The sequence below is a fragment of the Microcoleus sp. B5-D4 genome, assembly GCF_036705145.1.
Classification (GTDB): domain Bacteria; phylum Cyanobacteriota; class Cyanobacteriia; order Cyanobacteriales; family Microcoleaceae; genus Microcoleus.
The window spans coordinates 123,075-135,511 of record NZ_JAUBTV010000003.1 but is presented as its reverse complement, the minus strand read 5'-3'; the positions used below and the strand labels follow the sequence as shown (position 1 = coordinate 135,511).

Sequence of the window (12,437 nt, the reverse complement as noted above, 5' to 3'; positions counted from 1 at the left end):
CACCCGGTTTCTAGTAGGAATATTGGGGAAAGAAAACGAGGAATCCGCTCATAAACCGGGTGTTTAGCCGTTTGTGCACAAGCAAGTCCTGTTATTATTCGTTTACAAACCCTCAAATCCCCAGCAGCAGAGTCAAAGCATTATTGTCCCAAGTCAATCCTTTGTCTAAAACGTTAAATCCCGCGACTTTGCACATAGCTTCTAAAGCAGTAGCTGTAGGTAGCCACCACCACGGCGCAAAGTCGTTGATGTCAAAAACTGCTTTTTCAGTTATCCCTATAAGTGGGTTGTTGTTGAGGTATTGCTGCCAGTATGCTGTTAAAATAGCTCGTTCTGCGTCGTCCAAAGCGGGAATAAACATTACTCCCGAAGCTGGAATTTCATAGCGTCCCAACTCATTTTCTATCACTTCTTGAGTAATAGCTGAAGTGAAAACTAAATGCTCGCGAGTTATCTGACGCAAGGCAACTAAAATCTGTAACGGATGCGGGTGATGGTACAACACTCCTGCACAGTGAACTACATCGTAAGGCTCGCCAATGTCGGCAAGCTGAATCTGAGTGATATCTTGATTGATACAGTGATAATTAGCAATATTTAAACTTGTCATGCGATGGTGAAAATCTTGCCACCAGTGCATGGATGCCGGCATGGCATCAATCATTGTCAGACAAACTGCACCGTATTTGCTAGCTACAGATACTTTTTCGCTGACAGTTCCCCACAAGCCACCGACTTCTGCAAAAGTCTTGCCTTTGGCGACTCGGGCAATGTAACGATCGCGAATATCCTTAGCTTCTAACTCTAATAATAGAGTAGATTCCCCTGTTTGACGCTGTTTTTCTAAAAGATCCTCTAATTTTTGGGATATTTGAGGATCTTTTGGTCTAATTTCTAATGCCATCAAGTACAATATTATGGCTTCGTTAAGCCGATCGCTCTCCGCAAACTTTTGGGCTATTTCGCAGTAAAATTCAGGAGCGTGCTGCGGCTGCATTTCGTGGTGATAGTAGCTAGTTGCTACATCTGAATCTACCGGAGTTCTTTTAATTAGAGCCTCACCTAACTTTATGTAAATTCCCGGTAGAGACGGCTCGATTTGAAGCGCACAAAGGTAGGCGGAAACAGCATCGTTCCATGCGTGATTTTCACTCAAAGCATCGCCTAAATTGTAATAAGACCAAGAAATACGGGGATTAAGTTCAATAGCACGTTGATAAGCGGTAGCTGCGGCTTTCCACTGTTGAGTTTTCAACAGCGCTTCTCCTAAATTGTGGTAAGTCCAAGAGAATTCTGGATTGAGTGCGATCGCCCGCCGATAAGCGAGTGTTGCTTCGGCAAACTTGTGAAGTTTAACTAAAGTCAAAGCTAAATTATAATGAGACCAAAATAAATCCGCATTTAGTGCGATCGCCCGTTCGTATGCAGCCTCAGCTTCTGACCACTTGTCGAGTTTAAAAAGAGCATCTCCTAACTGGTGAAAAGCTGCGAAAAAATTCGGGTCTACTTCAGTAGCGCGCTGGTAAGCTGCGGCGGATTCAGACCATTCTTCTAATCGATCGCAAGCTGCACCGATGCTGTAGTAAGACCAAGAATAATCCGGGTTGATTTCAACAGCCGTGCGGTAGGCGATCGCAGCTTCTTGCCATTTTTCTAAATTGAGCAGCACGCTGCCTAAGTTGTAGTATGACAAAAAAGAATTGGGATTTAAATCAATACTTTTTCGGTAGGCAGCCTCCGCTTCGCGCCAGAGTTCCTTAGCTTGCAAAACATTGCCTAATTTGTAATAAAAATCCGAAATCTCCGGCTGGAGTTGAATAGCTTTGCGGTAGTGAACAATAGCTTCGTCCCACTGTTTCAGCTCGCTAGCAGCTTCGGCTATTTTGCAATAAGCTTCGCAAAAACTAGGGTTTAAAAAAATGGTGCGATGGTAACAAACTAGCGCTTTTTCGGGCTTATTTTGTGCAAGCAATCTATTACCCAAATCTAGATATTCTTCCGATATTTCTATTGGCTCCAAGATGAGTGCTTGATACCAACAGTCTGCTGCTTCTTCAGCTTGACCGAGTTGGGTAAATATCCGGCTCAAATTACGGTAAAATCCTGCAAAGTCCGGTTGGATGGAGATGGCTTTTTGGTAACAGGCGATCGCCTCTTGCCACTGTTCCAAAGTAGCGCAGAGAGTGCCGAGGTTAGCAAAAGCTTCGGCAAAATCGGGTTGCAGGGCGATCGCAACTTTATACCAATACCTTGCGTCTTCTAGTTTACCCTGAGCTTGCAGCGCCTTCCCCAAGGTCTTGCAAGTCTCTGCAGAGTTGGGTTCAGATGCCAAAACTTGTTGGCAAAGTGCGATCGCCCGATCGAAGTTGCCTGTAGCTAAATAAAGTTCTGCCTGTTGCTGAAAATTCACCTGCGCTGTTTCTGAATTCATTTTTTCTTTTCCTTTTGAGTAATCATTACCTGTAAGATTATATGCTACAATTTGCCAAACTTCAAGTTTCTGTAAGTAGAGCTAGCGAGCTGAGAATAGTGCTGAATGTCCGTGAGATTAATATAAACTAGAGAGTAATAGGTTAACAGCGAGCTAAATAATGTCAACAGTCAATCCAACACCGCTAATCAGCGTAATTATACCTGTATATAATGGATCTCGCTACATCGTACAAGCGGTGGAGAGCGCCCTAGGTCAAACTTTTACTAATTTGGAGATTATAGTTGTAGACGATGGTTCTACCGATCGCACGCAGCAAGTATTGCAGCCTTATTTTGACAGAATTCGCTACATATACCAGGAAAATCAAGGAGCAGCAATAGCTCGTAATCGTGCTTGCCAGCTAGCCAAAGGCGAGTTTTTAGCTTTTCTAGATGCGGATGACTATTTCCTACCATCCAAGCTAGAGAAACAGGTAGCTTGCTTTGACGCTGACCCCACATTAGATATGGTGCAAACAGGTTGGCTCATGGTCGATGAAACCGGGCGAGAGATTTCTGCCGTCAAGCCTTGGCAGCAAGCGTCTAAATTAGATTTAGAAAGCTTTATTCTATATAAATGTGTGCGCCCAAGTGCCATGCTACTGCGGCGTAAGTGGTGGGAATACTTGGGCGGTTTCGATGCGGGGCTTCCGCCTACGGAAGATTTAGACTTTGCCTTGCGTTTAGCTTTAAAGGGGTGCAAAGCAGTTTGGTTAGAAGAGACACTTACCTGTTATCGCCAGCACGATACCAATCTCATGTCAAGCGGTTTTCCGCTAATGAAGAATACAGAAATTCTGATGGAAAAATTCTTTGCTAGACTTGATGTGCCTCAGTCAATCCGCCAGTTAAAAAACCAGGAACGCTATCAATGCTTGGTGTGGATGGCATGGCGGATGTATCGCGGCGGTCATCTAGCAGAGATGGCCCCGTGTTTGGAAAAGTCATTGCAATATACCCCTTTTTCGCCCACGGAAACAGTCTTGAATTGGCTGGAAACTTTTCATAGCCTTTCTGAAGAATACGGTGACAATTTTGACGGTTATTCCCTGAGTCAGTTAGGGGAATGGCAAGATATAATTTTGATGGTTATGACTAATCCGCCCCAATCCCAACAGAGTTCTATTTCCACACCTTCAAAACCACGTGAAGCGAAGCTATCCCGTAGGGAAACGCACATTTTACTCTACAACGCCGACGATCCGGGCGTGGGAGGATTAGCGCAGTACAACCATGCTATTCTCTGTCAGTTAGCCTTGTTGGGCTATCGAGTCACTTGCGTGCAAACCAAACATTCTAGCCCCTTGCTTGAGCGAGAACGAGAGTTAGGTATAGAACACTTGTGGCTCGATTTTAGCAGCCATAGAGATTTAGCGCGGGTATTAAGAAATACTGAGGATGGACAAGAGATTTTTTCTACTAATAAACCCGATCTGATTATTTTTAGCGATGGCTGGCCCTATTCCAATTTTGCAGTTAAACAGGTAGTTATTCAGATGGGAATACCATACATGATGTTAATCGGGTTAGTCATGCCAGATCACGCAAATTTTGCCTACGGGGATGTAGTGCCTTATCGAGAGGGAGTGCTGTATCAGTGCCTGCAAGCTAGAGCCGTGATTGTTTTGGCTTACGAACATTTGAATTTATTGTGCCAACATTTCAAGTTGCCAAAAGAGCGAGGACAAGTGATTTACTTGGGGCGCTCTCCTGAATATTTTGCACCTCCTAATCCTTCGGCTCGCCAACGCCTGCGGCAAGAGTTAGAAATTCCTGAAGATGCGATTGTCTGTTTCACATCTGCTCGATTGGCACCCGTTAAAGGGCATCGATATCAGATCGAAGCAATCAAACAGTTGAAGCAGTCTCCGGTGTGGTCTAAACTTTATTTTGTCTGGGCGGGAAATGGCGAGGGAAGCTATAGGGATCTAGAAAGAGAATTGAGGGAAGCTGTTAGAGAGTTAGGAGTGAGCGATCGCGTGAAGTTGATCGGACAGCGCTGGGATATCCTAGATTTACTGGATGCTAGCGACATATTCATTTTGACATCTCTCGGCGATGCAGCACCTTCTTTTGCAGTCATGGAAGCGATGGCTAAAGGATTGCCCGTAGTTGCTTCGGCAGCGGGCGGGATTCCAGAAGGACTCGGCGATACTGGGAAGTTGTTGCCCGATCCGAATACCGATCCCGAAGGCACAGCGAGGGAATTGGCGGAAACTGTAGAAGCTTGGGCGCTGAATCCAGAATTGCGCCGCCAAATCGGTCAAGCTTGCAAGCAGCGGGCCGAGAAAATGTTCAAAGAGGAGCGGATGCTCGCAGAGTCTGTTGAGGCGATCGAAAAAGCTTTACTTTCCGATCGCGAAAAAGATCAATTTGTTACTCAAAAACAGGTGCAGGAGTGGATGGCGAAGGTAGAAAGCCGGGTGCGCTACAGCTTTTTAGTGTGGAAGGGGTGGCACGCTTACTGTCAAGAAGATCTCATCGGGATGCAGAAGTGGCTTCAAGAATCTTTGCAGTGTACGCCTTTTTTGAGTACAGAAACGCTGTTAAACTGGATAGAATTTTTTGGTAATTTTTCGTCAGCTAAAGGGCATTATTTAGATACATATTCTCTAACTAATTCACCCGAATGGCAACAATTAGTCGAGGAAGTACAGGGTATTGAATCTGTATTTTATGCACGCTAAAAGACCAGATTTACATTTCAAATTCAGATGGCTGTCAGCAGTAGAATTGCATCTGTCTTCTGCCTTCTGCCTTCTGCCTTACCTCCGTTACCTCCGTTACATCCGTTTCATAATCAGTTGCCGAACCCTTCCTTATCACCGATAAAACTCATGTCAATAGCAAATCCGACACCGCGAGTAAGTGTAATTATTCCAGCATATAATGGCGATCGCTACATCGCGCAAGCGGTAGAAAGCGTCATCAGCCAAACCTATAAAAACTGGGAAATTATCGTCGTAGACGATGGCTCAACCGACGACACCCGCCAAGCATTGCAGCCTTATTTTGACAAAATTCGCTATGTTTATCAGGAAAACCAAGGAGTAGCTGCCGCCCGCAACCGAGGAATTCAGGAATCCCGATGTGAATTAATTGCTTTTTTAGATCAAGATGACTTTTTCTTGTCCGATAAGTTAGCTGGACAAGTTGCGTTATTTGACGCTCAGCCATCACTAGGAATTGTCAATAGCGGCTGGCGTTTAGTGAACGAGCAAGGAGAGACAATTTCTGATATCAAATGTTGGGAAGATTTCCCAACATTAAACTTGAAAACATGGATAGTACAGATGCCCGTACTTCCTAGCGCCATGATGTTTTGGCGAAAGTGGTTAGAAAAGGTAGGGGGATTTAACTCAGAGTTTAATTCCGTAGATGATGCCGATTTAGTATTGCGTTTAGCATTGTTAGGTTGCGAATCTGCTTGGCTACCCCAGGTGACCGTATGTTATCGCCAGCATGACAAAAATGTGTCAATTAAAAAATCGATCGAACAAGCAAATCTGTTTATTAAATTAAAACAAAACTTATTCAATAAACCCGATTTGCCACAGCACATCCGCGACTTAGAAAATCCTGCTTTCTACGAAGCACTGACATGGATGGCATGGCACTTGTACTATACCGGCTATCCGGCGTCAGCGGTTGAGTATTACCAAAAATCTTTCGCTTATACTCCTTACTCTGCTAAAAAAACCGTAAGAGATTGGATAAATCGTCTGGGTGCTATTGCTAAAGCTTACGGATTTCCCCTAACTATGCAATCATTAAGAAACTTACCAGAATGGCAAGACTTAATTTCTAATATAATTCCCCAAAAAGCAGCACGAGTCAGCGTAATTATCCCGACATATAACTGCGATTGCTATATAATTAGAGCAGTAGAAAGTGTGATAGACCAAACTTACCAAGACTGGGAAATTATTGTCGTAGATGACGGCTCGACCGACAACACTCGCCAAATCTTAGAGCCTTACGGCGATTTCATTCAGTACGTTTATCAAGAAAATCAAGGGGCAGCAATAGCTCGGAATCGGGGCTGCGAACTAGCCAAAGGCGAATTTTTAGCTTTTCTCGACAGCGACGACTTCTTCCTCCCAGAAAAACTCGAAAAACAAATTGCTTGCTTTGACGTTGACCCCACATTAGATTTGGTGCAGACAGGTTGGCTGATAGTTGACAAAAAGGACGAAGGCATCTATGGAGTAAAGCCTTGGGAAGAAGCACCCTACTTAAATTTACAAAGCTTAGTTTTGTACAAATCAGTCCGTTCCAGCGCCCTGATGCTGCGGCGAGAGTGGTGGGAACGCTTGGGGGGTTTCGATCATCGCTTGCCGCCAACCGAAGATTTAGATTTTGTCCTACGTTTAGCTTTAAAAGGCTGCAAGTCAGTTTGGTTAAAAGAGATATTAACCTGCTATCGCCAGCACGACAGTAATCTCATGTCCAGCGGATCCAAAGTAATGAAAAATATGGAAATTGTGATGGAGCAATTTTTCGCGCGGCTAGACTTACCTCAGTACCTCCGCGACTTGAAACGCGCGGAACGTTACAGGTGTTTAGTATGGGTAGCGTGGCGGATGTACCGTGATGGATATTTGGCAGAGATGGTCGAGTGTTTGGAGAAATCTCTTCATTACACTCCTTTTACAGGTACGGAAACAGTATTTAAATGGTTAGAAACTTTTAGGAGTGTTTCGCAAGAATACGGTATCGAATTTGATACTTATGCCTTAACAAATTTAAAAGAATGGCAACATGTCGTAGTGGTTGCTGCTAACAAGACTCCTCAATTTCAACCTGCAGATATTTCGATTGAGCAACCGCAAAAAGCCCGCATACTCCTGTTCGCCGAAGACCACGGAGTGGGAGGTTTGGCTCAGTTTAACCACTCGCTGATGTGTAAATTAGCAGCCGACGGCTACCAAATTATTAGTGTTCAAACTAAAAGTTTTAACCCTTTAATTGCCGAACAAAAGCAGCTAGGTATAGAACATATTTGGCTGGACTTTGACACGATTAAAGAGTTTTTGCGAGTTTCGTACAATTTAGGAGATGCTGAAAAAGTTTATGCCCGGGCTCAACCGGATTTAATTATATTTAGCGATGGCTCACCGATGGCAAATTTTGCGGCTAAACAAGTTGCTATTAAGCAGGACATACCGTACATAGTTACTCTCGGTTATATCGGCCGGAATTATGAAACTTTCGATCGGGGCGATCAAATTCCCTATTTTGAGGCTGTCTCCTATCAGTACGATTTAGCCAAAGCAGTAGTAGCAGTGTCCCAGGAAAATTTAAACTTGTTCAAAAGAATTTTTAAAGTGCCTCTAAAACGAGGCAAAGTTATTTATTATGGGAGACCGAACAGTTATTTTAAACCGCCGAATCTTTCCACTCGCCAACGCCTGCGTCAAGAACAAGGAATCCCCGAAAATGCTGTTGTTTGTTTTACGGCGGCGAGATTGACTCCAATTAAAGGATATCAGTATCAATTGCAGGCGATCGCCCAATTGAAAAATCGTCCAATTTGGCCCCAAATTTACTTTGTTTGGGCTGGGCCAGGGTCTACAACTCACGACAATCTGGAACCTGAATTAAGAGCAACTGTGAGCAAATTGGGAGTAGAAGAACAGGTTAAATTCTTAGGACAGCGCTGGGATATTGCCGATTGGCTCGATGCCAGCGACATCTTTATTTTATCTTCCCAAGCAGAAGGAATGCCGCTAGCAATTATGGAAGCAATGGCGAAAGGATTGCCCGTAATTGCCACTGCAGTCAGCGGGATTCCTGAAGAATTGGGAGATACAGGAAAGTTGCTCCCCGATCCTACAATCGACCCAGAAGGAACAGTAAAAGAGTTAGTAGAAACGGTGGAAATATGGGCAGAAAATCCCGAATTGCGCCGAGGTGCAGGACAAGCGTGCAAAGCGCGAGCCCAAGAACTATTCAAAGAAGAACGGATGCTGCGGGAATATATAGAATTAATTGAACAAGCACTTGAAAGTGACGATGAGAGCGACAGTTTCTCTATCAGTCCGAAACTCAAAAAGCAGGTACAGCAAGTCGATAGCCTGCTGAAATACTATTATTTAGTGTGGAAAGCTTGGGACGCTTACGATCGAGGAGATATGTCCGAGATGGTGAATAATTTGCAATCTGCTTGGGCCTGCACACCTTATTTTACCACAGAAAGTATCTTTGATTGGGTGAAAAATTTTGGTATTTTCGCTGTGCAAAAAGGAGTTCCGTTCGATACCAACGAGCTGATCAACTCCCGATCGTGGCAACAAGTGATACAATCAATACAGGGTTTTGAAGTGTTTTCATCGGTTCGTTAAAACTGAGTTCTTGCAGCATTCTTAGGAACGGGTTCTCCGGCCCGTTCCACAAAACATTAACCACACCAAAGATATGCAATTTACATTCAAGTTCCCACGTATTAATAAACTGCTGCCAATTTGTTTAGCTATTGTCACTGTTCTGTTAATAGCCTATTTGGGACAGCCAAGAGCGATCGCCCAACTGCGATCGAACGTTACAGTAGATTTTGGACAGCCAGCCACCGGTACAATTTCCATGAGTGGCATCCTGCACGGAATCGATGCCGCAAAGCCCCCGGATAGCTCGATAAAACCCTTGCAGCCCAAACTTTGGCGGGTGGGGAGACTCGATATTTACGATCGAGTAATCGCCAGCGGAGCCGAGTTTCAGTTACTAGTCAGCGACTTGTGGGGCTACGGTAGCAATCCCAATGGCTGGCCCTATCAAAACTACCCCGCATGGGAAGCATTCATCCGAGAGTTAGCTCAGCAAAATAAAGGCAAAAAAATAATTTGGGATGTATGGAATGAGCCAGATTTAAAAAATCCGTTTTGGAATGGAAGCAGAGAACAATTCTTTGAAACCTACAAAAGGGCTTACAAAATTTTGCGGGAAGAGTTGGGGCCGTCAGCAATGATTGGCGGGCCGAGCATTACCAACTACAACAAAGGATATATCGCCGCTTTTTTGGATTACTGCAAAGCGAACAAACTGGAAGTAAATTTCTTAGCTTGGCACGAACTCAACGATACCATGATCTTATTTGTTGACGACCATGTAATTGATGCTAAACGCAATTTTCAGCAAAGTCCCTCTTACAAGGAACTGAAATTGCAAAAAATTTACGTCAACGAAATAGTCGGGAACTTAGCGCAGTACCAGCCGGGGGAAATCTTAGGTTATTTGTATAACTTAGAGTATGCAAAAGCTGACGGTGCTTGCAGAGCTTGTTGGGATACTCAAGGGCCAAATAAAGTTAGCAATTGCTTCAACAATACGCTGAGTGGGATGGTCACGCCTAATACTTTTGAGCCGAGAGCTGCTTGGTGGACTTACAAAGCTTATGCTGACGGAGTTAATTCGCGGGTGCGGAGTTGGTCAAATAACAATCGCCTTGTCGCTTTAGCCAGCAAGTCAAATCCTGAAGGTAAAGCACAGATACTTTTAGGTTATTTCGATCCCAATTTTTCCTCAGCAACAACGGTAACATTAACCCTCGGCAATTTGGAGCAGCTAGGTATTCAAAGAGGTCAGAAAATCAATCTAAAATTAGAAAAAATTCCCAACAATCAAGAAGGAGCCGTGCCAAAGCTTGTCACTGTTAAAGAAGAAAGTTTTTCGGTGGGTAGTGGCAGCTTGGCTTATGTTATCCCTAATTTCAACGTCCACGAAGGCTACTTATTGACGGTTAGCAAGTGAGCTTGATTTGAAGAGAAATCGCGGGGTGGGGGCGGGTTTATTTAACCTATCTGTACTTTTTGAGGCTAGTGGTGAACCCGCCCCTACGGGTTTATCGATCGCGCGGTACCTGATGTCAGTAGAGTTTAGCTGGGATTATTCAAAGATTTTTGCACCGATTCCAACCACTCTCGGAGTGTTTGATTTTCGGATTGTGGGTCGTAGTAACACCCTAATTCATCGAGGATGAATGCTTCTAAATCGGCTGGGGCGATCGGCATTTCTAGCAGTTTGCTGAGCTCTTGCGATGCAGCTTCAACACTTGCGGGCGGTTCGCTGGTGCGGTAGTTGTTCACTACATCGCTGGGAGTGTCAGCTTCTAACGGCCAGTCTTGGTGAAAGTAGGAACTGAAAAATTGGGTTAAATGAGGAAATTGATCGATCATTGGGGATAGGCTGTGAGAATAAAGTATCCGGGAGGTAATTGGGCGCTGCGCTGGAGGACGATTCTCAGGCTAGTTGTCGAAGTTGCTTTGGATGCGCGGCGACGCAGAGTAATGCCAATGATTCTGTTGGCGTTGTAGTCGATCGTATAACGATTACCTCGACTTTTCACCCAAGAGTCGATCGCACTTTGATTTCTGTTCATTGCTTCTGCAATAGCCGCTTCGGCGACGGAACGGTTAGTAAAGGAAGATGCGGCAGAAATTCTCGTTTCGCTTGCGAGTCGCTGTGCTAGTTGTGCTTCGGTTTTGCCAACGTGTCTCTCTAAAGTGTGTCCTCCTGCTGCTTCGTGAAAGTCTAATCCGCTGCCCGGTATGTTGGGCACAAAAGCTATGGTGGTTTGTGGTATGGTTGAGATTTTCGGTGCAACAACCGTGGCGTAAACACCAGGTATAGCCGATTGGAATAATATAATTATTGAGGCGATCGTACAGAGGATACCTAAAAACTTTTTTAGGCGATCGAGTTGATTTTTCATTGCTGTTGAATCTATTTCTTATATTTAGTAGAGGTGTTGGCTTTTTTTGTCTATTTCCTAATCTACCATTCGTAAGTTAGAAATTGCGCGCTGCATTTTAATAGACGGTGCGCCGAGGCGCACCCTACGATTATTCATAAATACACGGTGCGCCGAGGCGCACCCTACGATTATTCATAGTAGTTCGTGATGTCTGTGGTTTACAAAGCTTCACTCACTATGAGAAAATGTTAATAATTCTTTGAAAAAATCACTAATGATTGATGATACATTAATTGATTATCTTTAGTCCTGGACGCACGGGTGGTCAGAAACCGGGTTTTTTTGCGAAATACTTCGTTACACCGGCAGAAACGGCCAAAAACCAGGTTTCTTGGGTTTTGATGCGTAAGTCCCGATCTTTAAAAAATTGAAAAAATGCAAGTAGTTATCCTAGCCGGCGGTCTCGGTACTCGTCTCAGAGAAGAAACAGAATTTCGTCCCAAACCCTTAGTTGATGTGGGGGGACATCCGATTATTTGGCACATCATGAAGATCTATGCACACTTCGGTTTCCAAAACTTTATTGTGTGCTTGGGCTATCGCGGCAACATGATTAAAGAATATTTCCTTAATTATGAAGCCATGAACAATGACTTTACTATCTGTCTGGGACGGCAAAATACCATCACTTATCACGAGGAACATCTCGAACAAGATTTTAAGGTGACACTAGCTGAAACTGGCGCGGCAAGCATGACAGGGGGGCGGGTAAAACGGATCGAAAAATATATCGATCGCGAGAATTTCATGGTGACATACGGCGATGGAGTAGCTGATGTCAACATTGAGGCTTTAGTCGATTTCCACAAATCTCATGGTAAGCTGGCAACTGTCACCACATTTCGTCCGATTTCTCGCTTTGGGATTTTGGAGGTAGACAGCGATAGCCGTGTAGTACAATTTACTGAGAAACCTCAAATCGACGGCTGGATTAGTGTTGGATATATGATATTTAACCGCCGGGTATTTGAGTATTTGGGGGAAGATGATTGTGTTTTAGAACAGGAGCCGATGCAGCGTTTAGCGGCAGACGGACAGTTGATGGCTTACCGTCATGAGGGCTTCTTCTTTGCGATGGATACTTTTCGAGAATACAAGTATTTAAACGAACTTTGGGATGAAGGGAAGGCTCCTTGGAAAGTGTGGCAATGAGTTAGTTTTGGCATTCTCAGTCAGCCTTTTATGAACAGGCAAGATGCCCGTTCCACAAGAGATA

At 44.3% G+C, this 12,437-nt stretch carries 7 protein-coding genes; 4 read left to right on the top strand and 3 right to left on the bottom strand.

What is annotated here, in order from left to right:
- Positions 1-112 precede the first annotated feature (112 nt).
- Positions 113-2,431, bottom strand: coding sequence for a tetratricopeptide repeat protein (locus QUB10_RS02540; RefSeq protein WP_333199235.1), 2,319 nt, complete (start codon positions 2,429-2,431; stop codon positions 113-115).
- A gap of 160 nt (positions 2,432-2,591) precedes the next feature.
- Between QUB10_RS02540 and QUB10_RS02535 the strand changes: the two genes are divergently transcribed.
- The 3 genes from QUB10_RS02535 (at position 2,592) to QUB10_RS02525 (ending at position 10,218) form a co-directional block, all read left to right on the top strand.
- Positions 2,592-5,159 (top strand): glycosyltransferase, encoded by a 2,568-nt coding sequence (locus QUB10_RS02535; RefSeq protein ID WP_333199232.1) that lies wholly within the window; start codon positions 2,592-2,594, stop codon positions 5,157-5,159.
- Between the two features lie 150 nt (positions 5,160-5,309).
- Entirely contained in the window at positions 5,310-8,816 is a 3,507-nt protein-coding gene (locus QUB10_RS02530) for a glycosyltransferase (protein ID WP_333199230.1), read from the top strand.
- Positions 8,817-8,889: 73 nt separating this feature from the next.
- Positions 8,890-10,218 carry a GH39 family glycosyl hydrolase gene (locus tag QUB10_RS02525; RefSeq protein ID WP_333199228.1) on the top strand — a complete coding sequence of 443 codons (1,329 nt, stop codon included), beginning with the start codon at positions 8,890-8,892 and terminating at the stop codon, positions 10,216-10,218.
- Positions 10,219-10,343: 125 nt separating this feature from the next.
- Here QUB10_RS02525 and QUB10_RS02520 read toward each other — a convergent pair whose 3' ends face one another.
- Together QUB10_RS02520 and QUB10_RS02515 are read right to left on the bottom strand one after the other, a co-directional pair.
- Positions 10,344-10,643 (bottom strand): contact-dependent growth inhibition system immunity protein, encoded by a 300-nt coding sequence (locus tag QUB10_RS02520; RefSeq protein WP_333199226.1) that lies wholly within the window; start codon positions 10,641-10,643, stop codon positions 10,344-10,346.
- Positions 10,640-11,179: an RNase A-like domain-containing protein gene (locus QUB10_RS02515; RefSeq protein WP_333199224.1), complete on the bottom strand. Its 540-nt coding sequence runs from the start codon at positions 11,177-11,179 to the stop codon at positions 10,640-10,642. The genes QUB10_RS02520 and QUB10_RS02515 overlap by 4 nt, the downstream gene beginning before the upstream one ends.
- Before the next feature lie 417 nt (positions 11,180-11,596).
- On the opposite strand from QUB10_RS02515, the gene rfbF reads away from it, so the two are divergent.
- Positions 11,597-12,373, top strand: a complete 777-nt coding sequence (rfbF, locus tag QUB10_RS02510; RefSeq protein WP_333154658.1) for a glucose-1-phosphate cytidylyltransferase — start codon at positions 11,597-11,599, stop codon at positions 12,371-12,373.
- Positions 12,374-12,437: the final 64 nt, after the last annotated feature.